The 16,001-nt window shown below is 67.5% G+C and carries 19 protein-coding genes; 14 read left to right on the forward strand and 5 right to left on the reverse strand.

The features are described from left to right. The first annotated feature begins 89 nt into the window (after positions 1-89). Positions 90-779: a PAQR family membrane homeostasis protein TrhA gene (gene trhA / locus G1H10_RS06495; protein WP_163734326.1), complete on the forward strand. Its 690-nt coding sequence runs from the start codon at positions 90-92 to the stop codon at positions 777-779. An 81-nt stretch (positions 780-860) separates the two neighbouring features. On the opposite strand, the gene G1H10_RS06500 is transcribed toward trhA, so the two are convergent. Further along, on the reverse strand, positions 861-1,541 hold the full coding sequence (locus G1H10_RS06500; RefSeq protein ID WP_163734329.1) for a spermine/spermidine synthase domain-containing protein: 681 nt from the start codon (positions 1,539-1,541) through the stop codon (positions 861-863). Between the two features lie 465 nt (positions 1,542-2,006). Here G1H10_RS06500 and G1H10_RS06505 point away from each other — a divergent pair, with 465 nt between their 5' ends. The 6 genes from G1H10_RS06505 to G1H10_RS06530 all read left to right on the forward strand — a co-directional run bounded on the left by G1H10_RS06505 (position 2,007) and on the right by G1H10_RS06530 (position 7,766). After that, positions 2,007-3,254 (forward strand): extracellular solute-binding protein, encoded by a 1,248-nt coding sequence (locus tag G1H10_RS06505; RefSeq protein WP_163734529.1) that lies wholly within the window; start codon positions 2,007-2,009, stop codon positions 3,252-3,254. Continuing rightward, complete coding sequence (locus G1H10_RS06510) at positions 3,251-4,210, forward strand: carbohydrate ABC transporter permease (protein ID WP_312856540.1); 960 nt, start codon at positions 3,251-3,253, stop codon at positions 4,208-4,210. The genes G1H10_RS06505 and G1H10_RS06510 overlap by 4 nt, the downstream gene beginning before the upstream one ends. A gap of 1 nt (position 4,211) precedes the next feature. Then, positions 4,212-5,057 (forward strand): carbohydrate ABC transporter permease, encoded by an 846-nt coding sequence (locus tag G1H10_RS06515; protein ID WP_163734332.1) that lies wholly within the window; start codon positions 4,212-4,214, stop codon positions 5,055-5,057. A gap of 28 nt (positions 5,058-5,085) precedes the next feature. Further along, positions 5,086-6,288 carry an ABC transporter ATP-binding protein gene (locus G1H10_RS06520; RefSeq protein WP_163734335.1) on the forward strand — a complete coding sequence of 401 codons (1,203 nt, stop codon included), beginning with the start codon at positions 5,086-5,088 and terminating at the stop codon, positions 6,286-6,288. Positions 6,289-6,390: 102 nt separating this feature from the next. Then, entirely contained in the window at positions 6,391-7,020 is a 630-nt protein-coding gene (locus G1H10_RS06525) for a DUF1707 SHOCT-like domain-containing protein (RefSeq protein WP_163734337.1), read from the forward strand. Next, positions 7,017-7,766: a DUF1707 SHOCT-like domain-containing protein gene (locus G1H10_RS06530; RefSeq protein WP_163734339.1), complete on the forward strand. Its 750-nt coding sequence runs from the start codon at positions 7,017-7,019 to the stop codon at positions 7,764-7,766. The genes G1H10_RS06525 and G1H10_RS06530 overlap by 4 nt, the downstream gene beginning before the upstream one ends. Before the next feature lie 79 nt (positions 7,767-7,845). Here the strand turns inward: G1H10_RS06530 and G1H10_RS06535 are convergent, their stop codons facing one another. Beyond that, on the reverse strand, positions 7,846-8,436 hold the full coding sequence (locus G1H10_RS06535) for a TetR/AcrR family transcriptional regulator (protein ID WP_216852962.1): 591 nt from the start codon (positions 8,434-8,436) through the stop codon (positions 7,846-7,848). Positions 8,437-8,482: 46 nt separating this feature from the next. On the opposite strand from G1H10_RS06535, the gene G1H10_RS06540 reads away from it, so the two are divergent. The 6 genes from G1H10_RS06540 to G1H10_RS06565 all read left to right on the forward strand — a co-directional run bounded on the left by G1H10_RS06540 (position 8,483) and on the right by G1H10_RS06565 (position 12,816). Then, the gene (locus tag G1H10_RS06540) at positions 8,483-8,926 is read left to right on the forward strand and encodes an SRPBCC family protein (RefSeq protein ID WP_163734345.1); all 444 of its coding nucleotides are present in this window, start codon (positions 8,483-8,485) and stop codon (positions 8,924-8,926) included. A gap of 171 nt (positions 8,927-9,097) precedes the next feature. Further along, on the forward strand, positions 9,098-9,502 hold the full coding sequence (locus G1H10_RS06545) for a TOBE domain-containing protein (protein ID WP_163734347.1): 405 nt from the start codon (positions 9,098-9,100) through the stop codon (positions 9,500-9,502). Further along, positions 9,499-10,341 (forward strand): molybdate ABC transporter substrate-binding protein, encoded by an 843-nt coding sequence (gene modA / locus G1H10_RS06550; RefSeq protein ID WP_163734350.1) that lies wholly within the window; start codon positions 9,499-9,501, stop codon positions 10,339-10,341. The genes G1H10_RS06545 and modA overlap by 4 nt, the downstream gene beginning before the upstream one ends. Then, positions 10,338-11,156 carry an ABC transporter permease gene (locus tag G1H10_RS06555; protein WP_163734353.1) on the forward strand — a complete coding sequence of 273 codons (819 nt, stop codon included), beginning with the start codon at positions 10,338-10,340 and terminating at the stop codon, positions 11,154-11,156. Before modA ends, G1H10_RS06555 begins: the two co-directional genes overlap by 4 nt. Beyond that, a complete protein-coding gene (locus G1H10_RS06560) occupies positions 11,153-12,214 on the forward strand; it encodes an ABC transporter ATP-binding protein (protein WP_163734534.1) in 1,062 nt (353 codons plus the stop codon). Before G1H10_RS06555 ends, G1H10_RS06560 begins: the two co-directional genes overlap by 4 nt. Before the next feature lie 74 nt (positions 12,215-12,288). Then, on the forward strand, positions 12,289-12,816 hold the full coding sequence (locus G1H10_RS06565; RefSeq protein ID WP_163734356.1) for a DUF4245 domain-containing protein: 528 nt from the start codon (positions 12,289-12,291) through the stop codon (positions 12,814-12,816). Between the two features lies 1 nt (position 12,817). Here the strand turns inward: G1H10_RS06565 and G1H10_RS06570 are convergent, their stop codons facing one another. Beyond that, a complete protein-coding gene (locus G1H10_RS06570) occupies positions 12,818-13,030 on the reverse strand; it encodes an exodeoxyribonuclease VII small subunit (protein ID WP_163734359.1) in 213 nt (70 codons plus the stop codon). A gap of 20 nt (positions 13,031-13,050) precedes the next feature. Continuing rightward, on the reverse strand, positions 13,051-14,292 hold the full coding sequence (xseA, locus tag G1H10_RS06575; protein WP_163734361.1) for an exodeoxyribonuclease VII large subunit: 1,242 nt from the start codon (positions 14,290-14,292) through the stop codon (positions 13,051-13,053). Between the two features lie 95 nt (positions 14,293-14,387). Between xseA and G1H10_RS06580 the strand changes: the two genes are divergently transcribed. Then, the gene (locus G1H10_RS06580; RefSeq protein ID WP_216852964.1) at positions 14,388-15,365 is read left to right on the forward strand and encodes a 4-hydroxy-3-methylbut-2-enyl diphosphate reductase; all 978 of its coding nucleotides are present in this window, start codon (positions 14,388-14,390) and stop codon (positions 15,363-15,365) included. A gap of 310 nt (positions 15,366-15,675) precedes the next feature. Here G1H10_RS06580 and G1H10_RS32285 read toward each other — a convergent pair. Then, a partial coding sequence (locus G1H10_RS32285; RefSeq protein ID WP_216852965.1) for a hypothetical protein occupies positions 15,676-16,001 on the reverse strand: 326 nt, incomplete at its 5' end.

Here is a 16,001-nt window from a genome sequence, read left to right on the forward strand (position 1 = left end):
ACACGTGGCGAACATCATGTGTTCCGCTGTCTCATACTTCCGTACATGCGGTAGACGTCACGGCGGCGTTTCTGGTTTACCGTGGATGCATGTCGGTCGACGCGCAGCAGCTCAAGGACGCCTTTGCCGCAGTGAAGCCTAAGCTCCGCGGCTGGCTGCACGCCGGTACGTTCCCGGTGGCGGTCGTCGCCGGATTGACGCTGATCGCGCTGGCTCCGTCGCAGGTGGTCCGGATCACCGCGGCGGTCTACACGCTGACGGCGGCGCTGTTGTTCGGGGTCAGCGCCGTCTACCACCGCGGCCGGTGGTCCCCGCCGGTGCAAGCGGTGTTGAAGCGGCTGGATCATGCGAACATCTTTCTGATCATCGCCGGGACGTACACGCCGTTCACCCTTCTGGTGTTGCCCTCCGAGCAGGCGCGGGTGTTGCTCACGCTGGTGTGGGCGGGCGCGGTGCTGGGTGTGGGGTTCCGGGTGTTCTGGGTGAACGCGCCGCGGTGGTTGTACGTCCCCATCTATGTGGCGCTGGGGTGGTCGGCGGTGTTCTGGCTGCCTCAGTTCGCCTCGTACGGGGGCACGACCATCGTCGCGCTGATCATCACCGGTGGGTTGATGTACACGCTCGGGGCGCTCGTCTACGGGATGAAGAGGCCCAACCCGTCGCCGCGGTGGTTCGGTTTCCACGAGGTCTTCCACGCCTTCACGTTGGCGGGCTTCGCCAGCCACCACGTCGGGATCTGGCTGGCGGCCTTCGGCGCCGGCGCCGTCGCGGCCGCCTGACCCGCGCCCGCCGATCACACCGACTGAAACAGATCACCGGGGTTGACGTGGCGGGCGCGTGCAGGCGCCCGGCTCACTGACTCATCGTGGGCGGCGCTGAGCCAGGTAGATGTGGTAGTCCACCTCGCGCCCTTGCCGGGTGACCGTCCGCACCAACTCGGTGACGTCGCCTACGCTGTCCGCCAACGCGACGGCCAGCCGGTCCGACGGCGCTGCGGACCACAACGCCAATACCCCGCCTACCGCCAAGGCGTCGGCGGCGGCCCGGAGAGCCGGCGGTTCGTACACTCGAGCGTTCTCGTCCCGAACCAGGAAACCCGGGCCGTTGTCGGTGTCGAGCAGGATCCCGTCGTAGAGCTCCGGTGCCGCGTCGTCGAGGGCGTCCCGGATGTCGGCCACCTCGATGTGCACCCGCGGATCGTTCATCACGACGTCGGCCGCCGGCACCATCCCGTCGCGGAGCCAATCGACCAGCAATGGCTCGAGTTCGACGACGTCGACCCGATCGACTCGTGCGTCCCCGAGCAGGGTGTCGACGGTGAAACCGAAACCGAGTCCGCCGACCAACACCCGGCGTGGCGAGTCGTGCCGATCGAGCAGTACATCGGCGAGCAGGCGCTCGGTGGACGTCTCGGCGGTGTCCATCAGGAAGGTGCCGTTGACGATCAACTCGTAGACGCCGTCCTGGCCACCACGCCGGCGCAGCGCCAGCTCGCCGGCGATGCCGTCGCCGCGCGCCAAGGTCTCCGGAAGGTCGTCCACCACCTACCAGGGTGCCACGTCTTCAGAGATGAAGAATCCCCAAGACGGGTGCGGCGTGTTCTGTGCTGGCAGACCTGACGGGAAGCCGGTCGAGCTGTGGCTCTTGTCCGCCATGACACGCATGGTCACGTGTCGAAGAGTGAATGTCAGTACGGATACCTCGGTGGGCGAAACGATTCAGTCCGCGCAGGGGGCATCGTCGTGACAACGGCGACCGACTGTTTCGAATGACGCCCGAAATGCCGGTCGTCAGGTGACGTGTCACCAGCTGAACGAAGGATCGGGGATGAAGTTGGGCGGCAGGGTCGCCAAATCTCGCGTCAGCTGTTCTACTAATCATCACTTAAGTCACAACGTCGCCCCGGAGCCGTGGCGACCACCTTCCGGTGGCGGCGCGAAGAGCAGAGTCATCGGGAGGCATATGTGGGCAAGACGAGCGCCATCTGGGCCGTTGCACTCGCCACGATGACGGCGTTGGCCGCATGCGGAAGCGACGACGGCGACACGCCGACCCTGACGTGGTACATCAACAGCGATAACGGCGGTCAGGCGGAGATCGCCAGGCGGTGCACCGAGGAGGCGGGCGGCGCCTACCGGATCGAGACAAGCCTGTTGCCCCGCGAGGCGTCCGCCCAGCGAGAGCAGCTCGCTCGCCGGCTGGCCGCCAACGACAGCTCGATCGACCTGATGAGCCTGGATCCGCCGTTCATTCCGGAGTTCGCGGAGGCCGGATTCCTGGCCGAGATACCCGAGGACGTCGCCGCGGCGGTCACCGACGGCACCGTCCAGGGGGCGATCGACAGTGCGACGTGGAAGGACGAACTCGTCGCCGTTCCGTTCTGGGCGAACACCCAGATCCTCTGGTATCGCCGATCGGTGGCCGAAGAGGCCGGGCTCGATCCGGAGAACCAGCCGGTCACCTGGGAACAGATCATCGAGGCCGCGCGCGACCAGGACCGATACATCGGCGCCCAGGGGATCCGGGCCGAGGCGCTCACGGTGTGGATCAACGCGCTTGTGGAGTCCGCCGGCGGGCAGATCATCTCCAACCCGGACGCTCCGGTGGAGGACGTCGAGTTCGGCCTGGACAGCGACGCGGGCCGGGCCGCGGCCGAGATCATGGAGACGATCGGACGAGAGGGGCTGGGCGGGCCCGGCTTCCCGAACCAGGACGAGAGCGCGTCCATGTTCCAGTTCCAGGGCGATCGCGGCTCGTTCATGGTCAACTGGCCGTTCGTCTGGCCGGCCACCCTGGCCGCCGTCGACGACGGCTCGCTCGACCAGTCACTGGTGGACGACATCGGCTGGGCCAAGTACCCGGCGGTGGATGCGGACACTCCGTCCCGGCCACCGATCGGCGGCATCAATCTCGGCATCGGAGCGTTCAGCGACCACCTGGACGAGACATATGACGCGGTGCAGTGCATCGTGTCGGTGGAGAATCAGGCCTTCTACTTCGTCAACGACGGGAACCCGGCGTCGCACGCGGACGCCTACGACGACCCGGAAGTGCTGGACGTCTTCCCGATGGCGCCGGTGATCCGGGAATCGCTGGAGGATGCGGCGCCGCGCCCGATGACGCCGTACTACAACGAGGTCTCCACCGGGCTGCAGGACACGTGGCACCCTCCGGGGTCGGTCCGTCCGGATTCCACCCCTGAATCGTCGACCGAGCTGATCTCCAGCGTGCTGCGAGGGGAGAAGTTGCTGTGACCGCGACACCAGCTGCCGCAGGCAAGCTTCAAGTGGAGAAGACCGCACCTCCGCCGACGTCGGACAGGGCCAGGTCGGAACGACGCCTGGGTTGGCTGCTGGCGGGCCCGGCATTCGTGGTGATGCTGCTGGTCACGGCGTACCCGATCGCACAGGCCTTCTACGAGTCGCTGTTCAAGTACCGCCTCACCGACCCGGATGCCCGCGCGTTCAACGGCCTGGGCAACTACGCCGTCGTGCTGACCGACAGCGTCTGGTGGCAGGCGGTGGGCGTCACGGTGCTGATCACGGCCATCACGGTGGCCGTCGAGGCGGTGATCGGGTTCGCCCTCGCGCTGGTCATGCACCGGGCGATCACGACGCTGCGCCCGGTGCTGCGCACCGCCATTCTGATCCCGTATGCGATCATCACCGTCGTCTCGGCGTTCGCCTGGTTGTACGCGTTCGACCTGCAGACCGGATTCGTCAATTCGTGGTTCAGCTGGCTGCCGGCCATCAGTGAGGAGACGAACTGGTTCGGCGGCTTCGGCACCTCGGTGACCGTCATCATCATGTCGGAGATCTGGAAGACGACGCCGTTCATCTCGTTGCTCCTGCTGGCCGGACTCGCCCAGGTGCCGGAGGACCTGCAAGAGGCCGCCAAGGTGGACGGCGCGACCTGGTGGCAGCGGATGTACAAGGTCACCATCCCGAACATGAAGGCCGCGATCATGGTTGCCCTGCTGTTCCGGACCTTGGACGCATTCCGGATCTTCGACAACGTGTTCATCATGACCCAGGGATCGCAGAACACCGAGGTGGTCTCCTTCCTCGCCTATAGACAGACGATCGGGCGGCTGGAGATCGGGCTCGGTTCCGCGGTGTCGGTCTTGCTCTTCCTCTGCGTCGTCCTGATCAGCGTGGCCTTCATCAAGCTGTTCCGGGTCGATCTCTCCAGTGCGAGAGGGGGGAACTGAGATGGAACGGGAGCAGACCGCTCGGCAGAAGAGTCTGTGGTGGGTCGCCGGCGTCATCGTCATCGTGTATGCCCTGTTCCCGGTGGCCTGGATCGTGTCGCTGTCGTTCAAACGGGCGAGCGACCTGAGCAGCCGGGAGTTCCTGCCGACCACGTGGACGTGGGACAACTATGACCTGATCCTGCGGGGAGATTTCCAGGACCTGTTCCTGTCGGCGCTGCGCAACTCGATCGGCATCACGCTGATCGCGACGTTCATCGCCGTCGTTCTCTCCACGTTCTGCGCCTACGCGATCGCCCGGCTCGACTTCCCCGGGAAGAAGCTCATTCTCACCACCGCGCTGGCGGTGTCGATCTTTCCGGTGATCTCGATCGTGACGCCGCTGTTCAACCTCTGGCGGAACATCGGGCTGTACGACACCTGGCCGGGTCTGATCATCCCGTACCTGTCGCTGACGCTTCCGCTGTCCATCTGGACGCTGTCCGCATTCTTCCGGCAGATCCCGTGGGAGCTGGAACAGGCGGCGCAGGTGGACGGGGCGACGACCTGGCAGGCGTTCCGGCGGGTGATCGTGCCGCTCGCCACGCCGGGGGTGTTCACCACGGCGATCATCTCGTTCTTCATCGCGTGGAACGACTTCGTCTACGGGATCTCGCTGACGTCGACGGAGGCGGCTCGCCCGGTTCCGGCCGCGCTGGCCTTCTTCACCGGAGCGTCGCAGTTCGAGCAGCCCGCGGGGGCGATCTCGGCGGCGGCCGTCATCGTCACGATCCCCGTCGTCATTTTGGTCGTGCTGTTCCAGCGGCGCATCGTCGCCGGCCTGACCCAGGGTGCGGTCAAGGGCTGACCACCGTCTCGAGCACAGGAGAACTCATATGGCTGCCATCACCATGAAGAACATCGTCAAGACCTATGGAGACGGTTTCCAAGCGGTCAAGGACATCAACCTGGAGATCGCCGACGGCGAGTTCATGATCCTCGTCGGGCCTTCCGGCTGCGGCAAGTCCACGCTGCTGCGGATGATCGTCGGGCTGGAGGACATCAGCGGTGGCGAGATGCTCATCGGCGACGAGCGGGTCAACGAGAAGGCACCGCGTGACCGCAACCTCGCCATGGTCTTCCAGAACTACGCGCTCTACCCGCACCTGACCGTCTTCGAGAACATCGCCTTCCCGCTGCGCCTGGCGAAGACGCCGGACGCGGAGGTCAAGGAGCGGGTGAATCACGCCGCCGAGCTGCTGGAGCTGACCGAACACCTGGAGCGCAAGCCCGCCAACCTCTCCGGTGGCCAGCGCCAGCGGGTGGCCATGGGGCGGGCGATCGTCCGCAACGCCCAGGCGTTCCTGTTCGATGAGCCGCTGTCCAACCTCGACGCCAAGCTTCGCGGCCAGATGCGCACGGAGATCTCCCGGCTGCAGAAGCGGCTCGGGATCACCACCGTCTACGTCACCCACGATCAGGTGGAGGCGATGACGTTGGGGGACCGGGTGGCGGTGCTGCGTGCGGGCGTGCTGCAGCAGGTGGACTCGCCACGGCGGCTCTACCAGAACCCGGCCAATCTCTTCGTCGCCGGTTTCATCGGTTCGCCGCCGATGAACTTCATTCCGGCGACCGTCACCGACGACGGGCTGAGCACGCCGTTCGGTGATATCCAGCTGCCACCTGGACGGTCGGTGGATCTGAGCGGCAAGGAGATCGTGCTGCTGGGTGCGCGACCCGAGTCGTTCGAGGACGCGGACGTGGTCTCGGACACCGTCCGCGAGCACGGCATGGTGTTCGACGCGCAGATCGATGTCATCGAGTGGCTCGGTAACGAGCAGTACGCCTACGTGCCGTACGAGGCTCCCGAACAGATCCGCCAGCAGCTGGCGGATCTGGAACGCGAACTGGACAGCGAGGCCATGCGGACGCAGCTGGTCGTGTCGCTGGATGCGTCGAGCCAGATCGAGGAGAGCAGCACCGCCTCGGTCTGGATGGACCTGCGTCAGGTGCACGTCTTCGACCCGGGTACCGGTGAGAACCTGACGGCCGAACCGGCACCGGTGAGCGACGAGACCGCGGAAGGCCAGCCGGCATAGCCCTCGCTCCCTCGATCATCAACCGTGAGCCGGTCCATGACCGGATCACGGTTGGTGATCATGGGGAGGAGCAGAGAGGGCGCGGCATTGTAAGGTCGCTGTGTGAACGACAGCCAGGATCAGCGTGCGCTGCGGGCATCCGATGCGGACCGTGATCGGATCGCCGAACGGCTCCGGGAAGCGGCAGCTGAGGGCCGGCTTAGCCTGAGCGAGCTCGAGGAACGTATCGAGGAGCTGTATTCGACCCGGACGTACGGCGAGCTCGAGCATGTCGTCGAGGACCTTCCCGGGATCGACTCGTCGCTGTCGCCGCGTGCGGCGACGGCCCCGTCGCCGACGTCGTCCCCCGCACCGCGGCCCGGACGTGTCGGCGGCCACGCCGGTGCGCGCCGGGCCAAGGCGGTCTTCGGTGGCCTGGTCCGGCGCGGCCATTGGGTGGTGCCGTCGCGCTACTACGTCAAGCTGGTCTTCGGCGGAGGCAAACTGGACCTGCGCGAGGCGCAGCTCGAGTCGGACGAGGTGCAGATCCGCGTCAAGGCGGTGTTCGGCGGTGCTGAGATCCTGGTTCCGGACGATGTGCATGTCGTCGTGGACGGCGACGGGATCTTCGGCGCATTCGACGATCAGGCGAGCACACGCCAGCCGCCGGCCGGCGCTCCGCTGGTCCGCATCGTCGGCAAGGCCGTCTTCGGAGGTGTGGTTGTGAAGCGGGGACCAGGGGCCACATCATGAGTGGCGAAGCGTACGAGACACCGGAGAAGCGGCCGGCGGATCGCCCGGTCGACGTCAACAGCCCGGCTGAGCTGCGATGCTCCGACGTAGACCGGGAACGTGTGGCGGAGGCCCTGCGGCAGGCCGCCGGTGAGGGCCGGCTGACGTTGACCGAGCTGGAGGAGCGCCTCGACGCGACCTTCAAGGCACGGACGTACGGCGATCTGCAGCCGATCACCCGGGATCTTCCGCAGGGTCCGTACCCGATGCCCAGCGCACCGACATCCAGCGCGCCGGCGTCCGGTGCGGCGTCGCCGGAGCAGCAGTGGCATGGGCATCCGGGGGCGGCGCCGTCACCGCCGACCGGGCAACCGCGCCCGATGGCGCCCAGACCGGGGCCCGGTGTGCCGGCGCGGAAAGAGCAGATCAACGCGATCCTGGGGGAGGAGAAGCGTCGAGGCCGCTGGGAGGTTCCGGCTCGCCTGGACGTCGTCCCCATCCTGGGGAGCGTGGAACTGGACTTCACCGAGGCGGTTGTCCGCGCTCCGGAGGTGGAGATCAGGATAGGTGTCGTGTTGGGAGGCGTGACGATCGTCGTGCCCGAGGGCATCGACGTGCGCATGGACTCCATCACGAATGTCCTCGGCGAACGGAAGATGAAACTGGACGCTCCGGTCACGCCGGGTGCTCCGGTCTTGAGGATCAGCGGCTTCGTCATGCTCGGCGAGGTCACGGTCCGCCCGCCCAAGAAGGGGTTGTTCCGCTGACGCGACGGCGTTAGGCCGATTCTCGTCGCGGCATCGTACTCAGTGCTGTGGCCGTGCCCAGTACTTCGGATGCTCCCGGTTAGGTGGACGCGGCCGGGTCCGTCGGCATGGTCGTCTCATACATGGCGATGTACATGCCCATGGCATCGTCGACCGCGGCCCGGTCGCCGGTGGCGAGCAGGTCGAGCAGCAGGCCGCGGGCGACGGCCAGCCCTAGCCGCGCGTGTGCGCGTGCCTGCGCGGGATCTACGCCGGCCTGGTGCAGAGCGTGGGCCAGGGGTTCGATCCACGTCTCGACGATGCCGTCCAGGACCGGGCGCACCGCCGGGTCCCCGTGCAGCGCTCTGCCGTAGATCTCGAAGAACAGTCGCTCGTGTGGCCAGAGCGCCGGATCGGTGACGCGCTCCCAGAACACCCGCGCCACCTCGGTCGGGGAATCGTGTCGCTGCCGGCTGAGCTCGTCCAGCACCGCGCGCTGGCGGCGTTCCATGGTCCGGACGATCTCGACGAGCAACCCTTCCTTGGACCCGAAGTGGTAGATGAGCATCCGGTGGCTGCTGCCCAGACCTGCGGCGATCTCGCGCAGGCTGCGGTCTCGTATCCCGTTGGCCGCGACGTAGTCGATCGCGGCGTCCAGCAACGCTTGCTTCCCGCGGATACCTGCTGTCACGTACCAGATGGTACATGTACCATCTGGTACATCCGAAGGAGGTTCCATGTCTGTGCAGCGAATCGATGTATCGGTCACCACGCCGGCGAAGGCGGCCACTGTGTATGCATTGCTCCGCGACGGCGCCGGCTGGCCGTCGTGGTCCCCTATTGAACGGTTCGAGTTACTGCGTGCGAGCGACGACGACGGCGGCGAGGGCGTCGGGGCCGTCCGTCTCTTCCGCACCGGCCGGATCCGCAGCGTGGAGCGGATCGTCGAATTGGTGCCGGAGCGCAGGCTGAGCTACACACTGGAGAAAGGGCTGGCGATCCGCGGCTACCGCGCCGACATCGATCTGGCCGAGGGGCCGGAGGGCACCACCATCCGGTGGCGATCTTCGTTCCGGGCCAAGGTGCCCGGAACAGGCTGGCTGTACCGGCGGACGCTGGCCACGTTCATCAGGCGGTGCGCTGACGGACTCGCCGAGCATGCCTCGGGGATGGCACGTTGAACGCCTCCACAAACCAGACAAAACACGCGCCATAGCGTGCCTTCAGCGAGCCATGCCCACGCGTCCAGCGTGCCATGGCGCTTGCACCGACGTTCTGCGGCGTTGTGGCGTGCTCTCCGAGTCATGCGACAGCGACCATAAGTTCGCAGATGCGGTTGTATTCTCTTCATCATGCCGTATTTTCGGATATCTGAGGCGGCTCGGCTGCTCGGCGTGAGCGATGACTCGGTGCGGCGCTGGGCCGACCAGGAACGCCTGTCGATCGTGCAGGACGGCGCGGGCCGGATGGTCATCGACGGCGTCGAACTCGCCCGTGTGGCGCAGCAGCTCGTACCGTCCGAGGCCGCGCTTCCCGCACCGGCCGAGTCCGCCCGGAACCACTTCCCGGGTCTGGTCACCTCGGTGCGGAAAGACGGCGTGATGGCCCAGGTGGAGATCCAGGCCGGGCCGCATCGAGTGGTGTCCCTGATGAGCAGGGAAGCGGCGGAGGAACTGGGGCTCGACGTCGGCGTGGCCGCGATCGCATCGGTCAAAGCGACCAACGTCGTCGTGGATCTTCCACGGGAGCGGCCATGAGCCGCGGCCGTGCCTGGTGGGCACGCGCGGCGGGCTGCATCGCCGGCCTCGCCCTGGTGGCGTGCTCAGCGGCCGACGACGGCGGCGGCGACGTCGGCGATGGGGGCGACGTCGGCCGGGACGGAACGCGGAACTCCAGGGGGATGTCGTCCGAGACGGCGGTGGGCGGCACCGTCACGGTGCTCGCGGCGGCGTCCCTGACGGAGGCGTTCGAGGAGGTCGGGGATCGATTGGCCGACGAGTACCCGGATCTCGAGGTCACCTTCTCATTCGGTCCTAGCTCGGGCCTGGCCGAGCAGGTCATCGCCGGGGCACCGGCGGACGTGCTGGCCACCGCTGACGTCGCCACGATGCAGAAGGTGGTCGACTCCGGCGAGGCCACGGGGGAGCCGGCGGTCTTCGCCACGAACACGCTGACGCTCGTCGTCCCGCCCGGCAACCCGGGCGAGGTGACCGAGCTGAGGGACCTGGGCAGGGATGACCTGCGGGTGGCCATCTGCGAGCCCCGGGTACCGTGCGGCGCGGCCGCGGAGAAGCTGCTCTCCGCCGCCGGAGTGCATGCGGCTCCGGACACCCTCACCACGGACGTCAAGGAGGCGCTGGCCCTGGTCACCCTCGGCGAAGCCGACGCGGCCCTGGTCTATGGCTCGGACGTGACGGCGGCGGGGAACCAGGTCGAGCCGGTTCCGTTCGAGAACGTGGATCCGGTGGTCAACGAGTACCCGATCGCGTTGCTCCGGGGTGCTCCGAACCCCGACGGTGCCCGGATCGTCATGGACGCGATCACCGGCGAGATCGGCCGCTCGGCCCTGGCCGCGGCGGGTTTCGCGGCGCCATGAGCCGGGCGCGGACCTCCGCCGGGCCCGGAGCGGACCGGCGAGTCCCGGTGGTCCTGCTCGTTCCGGCGCTGGTGGGCCTGGCCCTGCTCGTGGTGCCGATGGCGGGACTGGCGTGGCGGGCGCCGTGGGGGCGGTTTCCAGAACTGCTGACGTCGGACAGTGTGCTCACCGCGCTGCGGCTCTCGGTGACCACGGCCACGTCGGCCACCGTGCTCTCCGTGCTGTGTGGCGTGCCGCTGGCGTGGCTGCTGGCCCGCGGGGACTTTCCCGGCCGGGCGCTGCTGCGCGGACTGGTGACGGTACCCCTGGTGCTACCGCCCGTCATCGGCGGTGTCGCGCTGCTGGTCGCTTTCGGTCGGCAGGGCGTCATCGGTGGCTGGCTGGACCGGACCTTCGGGTTGAGCCTGCCGTTCACCACCGGCGCGGTCGTGCTCTCACAGGCGTTCGTGGCCATGCCGTACCTGGTGATCGCCGTGGAGGGCGCGTTCCGTGGCGCGGACCGGCGCTATGAGGATGTGGCGGCCACCCTGGGCGCGTCGGCCTGGACCGTCTTCCGCCGGATCACGCTGCCGGCCGTGCTACCTGGCGTCGCGGCCGGTGCGGTGTTGTGCTGGGCGAGGGCGCTCGGTGAGTTCGGGGCCACCATCACGTTCGCCGGCAGCTTCCCGGGGACCACGCGGACGCTGCCGTTGGAAGCGTACGTCGCGATCGGTGCCGGAGACACCGACATGGCGATCGTGCTCAGCCTGATGATGATCGTCGTCAGCGTGGTCATCCTGGTCGGTCTCCGGGAGCGGTGGGTGAACGTGCGATGAGCCCCGAGGGCCTGGAGATGGACGTGGTGGTCGACCGTGGGCCGTTCGTCCTCGACGTCTCGGTGCGGATCGACGCCGGCGAGGTCGTCGCTTTGCTCGGCCCCAACGGCGCGGGCAAGTCGACGTTGCTCGGCGTGCTGGCCGGCCTGATCCGGCCGACGGCCGGTCGGGTCGCGCTGGCCGGCGTCACGCTGGATGACGTCGCGACCGGCCAGCACGTGCCCGCCCGCGGACGTCGGGTCGGGCTCGTCGTCCAGGATTACCTCCTGTTCGGACACATGACCGTGGTGGAGAATGTCGCGTTCGGGCTGCGAGCACGTGGGATACCCCGCCGGCGTGCGAGGGAGAGCGCCGCGCGGACATTGGAACGCGTGGGACTGGGCGGGCTGGACGGGCGGAAGCCGCGCGAGCTCTCCGGTGGGCAGGCCCAGCGCGTGGCGCTGGCGCGGGCGCTGGTGGTCGAGCCGCGATTGCTCCTGCTCGACGAGCCGTTGGCGGCGCTGGACGCCGGCACGCGTCCGGCGGTGCGCGCGGAACTCCGTCGTCATCTGGCCGGATACTCCGGGTGTGCGATCGTGGTGACGCACGACCCGCTGGAGGCGATGGTTCTGGGCGATCGGCTCGTCGTCGTGGAGGACGGACGAGTGGTGCAGGCCGGCCCCCCGGCGGAGGTCGCACGCCATCCAGGCACTGACTACGTCGCTCGGCTGGTAGGCCTGAACCTGCTGCAGGGGACGGCGCGGGGCAGAACCGCCGACGTGGGCGCCGGCACCGTGATCGCGCTGGCACACGAAGAACACGGGCCGGTGCACATCGCGTTCTCTCCGTCGGCGGTGGTGCTGAGCCCACACCGGCCCGACGGTTCGGCGCGCAACGTGTGGCCGGGCACGGTGCAGGATCTGGAGACCCACGGCGACCTGGTCCGGGTGACGGTGTCCGGTGCCCTTCCGGTGCTGGCGGATGTGACTCCGTTGGCGATCGCGGACCTTCAGCTGGCGCCCGGCATGCCGGTCTGGGCGTCGGTCAAGGCGAGCGAGATCACCGCATACCCGGCCTGACGCGCGGCGTACAGCGCCACGGGTGTGTCAGGGCACTCACGGCACTGCGCAGCGAAGCTGCGATGATGGGTACCGTGGCGAGCAGTACTCGGGGACGCGAGACGACCGGTGACGTGGTCCGGACGGTGACGATCATGTTCGGGCTGTTGGCGCTGGTGGTGGGGTTCTTCGCGATGAACCGTCCGGAGGCGCGCACGCCGGAGCCGGTCGACTACGCCCGGGTCGTGGAGCTGGTGCGCCGCGAGTACCCGTACGACGTGCTCTCTCCGGCGTCGCTGCCGGAGAACTGGCGCGCCACCAGCGTGGACCATGCGCAGCAGGCCGGCGGCAACCGGTGGCGTGTCGGCTTTCTGATCGACGACGAACACTTCGTCGGACTCGAACAGGCCGATGGGGAGATCGAGGCCTACCAGCGGGACCGGCTGCGGGACTTCTCCGACGACGGTGAGAGCCGGATCGGTGGTCAGAGCTGGTCACGCCTGGTGGAACAGGGCGACAACGCGGACCGGGCGCTGGTGCGCGTCGACGACGGCGTGGTGACCATCGTGCGCGGTACCCCTTCCTACGAGACTCTGGAAGAGTTCGTCTCGTGGCTGGAGTGAGTCATCCGTCGTCGTTCTGGTCCTCGCCCTGCGTCACGGCCTCCAGCTTGCTGCGGGCCCCTTCCAGGTAGCGCTCGCAGAGCGCAGCCAGTTTCTCGCCCCGTTGCCACAGGCTCAGCGATTCCTCGAGGGTGGTACCGCCGGCCTCGAGCCGGGTGACGATCTGGACGAGTTCGTCCCGCGCCTCCTCGTAGCTGGGTTCACCGTCGCTCATGCTGCGTCAACCTACCAGTGTCACGGCTGCCCATCCGCCTCGCCGTCCGGCTTCGCGAGGGCAGGGAACTCGCCGGCGGCCACCGTGATCCGCAGCCGTTCGCCGGCAGCCACGTCGTCCGGGGTGCGCACGACCGAACCGTCGGACGCGTCGGCGCGCTGCACCACCGCATACCCTCGCTCGAGGGTCGCGGCGGGTGACAACGCTCGGATGCGGGCACGAGTGTGCTCGACGTCCACCGAGGCCCGGTCCAGCAGATGCCGGACTGTTCGCCGAGCCCGCTCCCTGAGCAGCGCGAGCTCGTCGGCACGGATCCTGATGCCGTGGGCGGCATCGGCCAGTGCGGGACGTGACCGGGTGGCGTCGAGCCCGGCCTGCTCCCGGTCGATCCACTGGCGCAGGTAGGAACGGAGTCGTTCGCGCGCCTGGCGGACCCGGGTCAGCTCTTCGATGACATCGGGCACCACATGTTTGCCTGCGTCGGTCGGTGTCGAGGCGCGCACGTCGGCGACCAGGTCGAGCAGTGGGCTGTCGCCCTCGTGCCCGATGGCGCTGACGACGGGTGTGCGGGCCGCGGCGACCGCGCGCAGCAGGGCCTCGTCGGAGAACGGCAAGAGATCCTCCACCGATCCGCCGCCCCGGGCGATGATGATCACGTCGACCTCGGTGTGCTGATCGAGCACGCGCAGCGCCTCCATCACCTGTCCTGCCGCGGAAGGGCCCTGTACGGCCACGGTCTTCAGTTCGAATCGCACACCGGGCCAGCGTCGTCGGGCGTTCTCCAGCACATCGTGCTCCGCCTTCGAGTCACGTCCGCAGATCAGGCCGATGACATTCGGCAGGAACGGCAACGCACGCTTGCGCTCAGCGGCGAACAGTCCTTCCGCGGCGAGTATCTTGCGCAGCCGCTCGATCCTGGCGAGCAGCTCACCCAGTCCGACCGGCCGGATCTCCGCGGCCGCCAACGAGAGGGTTCCGCGGGTGAAGTACCACGATGGCTTCGCGTGGACGACGATCCGGGCCCCGTCCGTGATCGGGGCGTCGACCGCGTCCAGCACCCGTGCTGGGCATGTCACCTGAAGCGACACCTCGGCCGCGGGATCTCGCAAGGTGAGGAAGGCCGTCTGCGTTCCGGGGCGCCGAGAGAGCTGGGTGACCTGGCCTTCCACCCATACCGGCCCGAGACGGTTGATCCACTGGCCGATGAGCTGCGAGATAACCCGGACCGGTGCCGGCTTCTCCGGGGACGTGTCGAGGGCCATACCGGCACCGTACTCGCGACGCGCGAAGGAGCGGTGAGCGAGGTCGAGCCGCCTGCCACGGCGCGCTTCGGCGGCCGGCCGGGGTGGCTCATACGATGGAGACCATGACCGCCGAAGGACGTGTGCTATTAGCCGCACCCCGTGGCTACTGCGCGGGTGTGGACCGCGCCGTGGTGACCGTGGAGAAGGCTCTCGACCATTACGGACCGCCCGTCTACGTGCGCAAGCAGATCGTGCACAACCGCCATGTGGTGGAGACGCTGGAGAAACGGGGGGCGATCTTCGTCGAGGAACTGGACGAGGTCCCGGAGGGTTCGCTGGTGGTCTTCTCCGCGCATGGTGTCTCTCCAACGGTGCACGCGGAGGCATCCGAGCGGGGGCTGCGCACCATCGACGCCACCTGCCCGCTGGTCACCAAGGTGCACAACGAGGCTCGGCGGTTCGCGAAGGACGATCTCGACATCATCCTCATCGGCCACGAGGGACACGAGGAGGTGGAAGGCACCTCCGGCGAGGCCCCGGAGCACATCCAGCTGGTGCAGAGTCCGGACGATGTGGGGAACGTCCAGGTACGCGATCCGTCCCGGGTGGTGTGGTTGTCTCAGACCACGCTGTCGGTGGACGAGACCTATCAGACGGTCGAGCGGTTGCGGGAGAAGTTCCCGGACCTGATGAGCCCTCCCAGCGATGACATCTGTTACGCGACGCAGAACCGTCAGGTCGCGATCAAGGAGGTCGCGGCCGAGTCCGAACTGGTTCTCGTCGTCGGATCAGCCAACTCGTCGAACTCCGTGCGCCTGGTCGAGGTTGCGCTGGAGGCCGGCGCGAATGCCGCGTACCGGGTCGACCGTGCGTCAGAGATCGACGAGGCGTGGCTGACGGGTGTCTCGACGGTCGGCGTGACGAGCGGCGCCTCGGTTCCGGAAGAACTGGTGGCCGGGGTCGTGGAGTGGTTGGCGGAGCATGGCTATCCGAACGTCGAAGAGCATCGCACGACGGAGGAGTCGTTGATCTTCTCGCTCCCGCGTGAGCTGCGGAAAGACATGAAGTCACCGGACTCTGCGGCATCGTGAGCGCCTCGGTTGGGGCGGCTCGCCGAGGACCCGGCGCAGGGCGATCGGATATTGGTCCGACGGACGACTTGACTCTGCGCCCGCAAGGTCGTAAGTTTCTCTAGGCTCGCAGGGAGCGGGACGCCGGGAACGGCGGCCGACCTGCGGATCATCCTCCGACTCGATCATGGTTTGCGCGCCTTTAGCGTGCGCGGGACATGGGACGGTCGGGAGCTTCCAACGGACTGGGGAGCGGTTTGAACCGGGCCACAGGATGTTGTAAGCTAGAAGGGTTGCCCCGGAGCGGGTCCGTAAGGATCTCAGGGCAAATTCAGGCGACAATCTGAATTTGACTCGAACTTCCGGGAAAGCCTAAAGTAAAGAACGAAGCGAACGCCCCGGTGCGGGATCTGGGAACGGGTCTTGTGTGGTGTGCGTCCGATTCTTGAGAACTCAACAGTGTGCCAATTGTTTTATTGATGCCAATTGTTTGGTGTCCCTGGCCTGCAGTGCCTGGTTTGGGTGTTGTAGGTGTTTGGGATTTCTTTGGTAGAGCGGCATGGTTTTGGCGGGTGGCGTGCTCATCGTTGTGGTGGGTGTGTTGCTTGTTGGGATTGTGTTGTTTTGCTGGGATTGTTTCTTTTTTGATGTGGTGAT

The organism is Phytoactinopolyspora halotolerans (assembly GCF_010550675.1).
Lineage (GTDB): Bacteria > Actinomycetota > Actinomycetes > Jiangellales > Jiangellaceae > Phytoactinopolyspora > Phytoactinopolyspora halotolerans.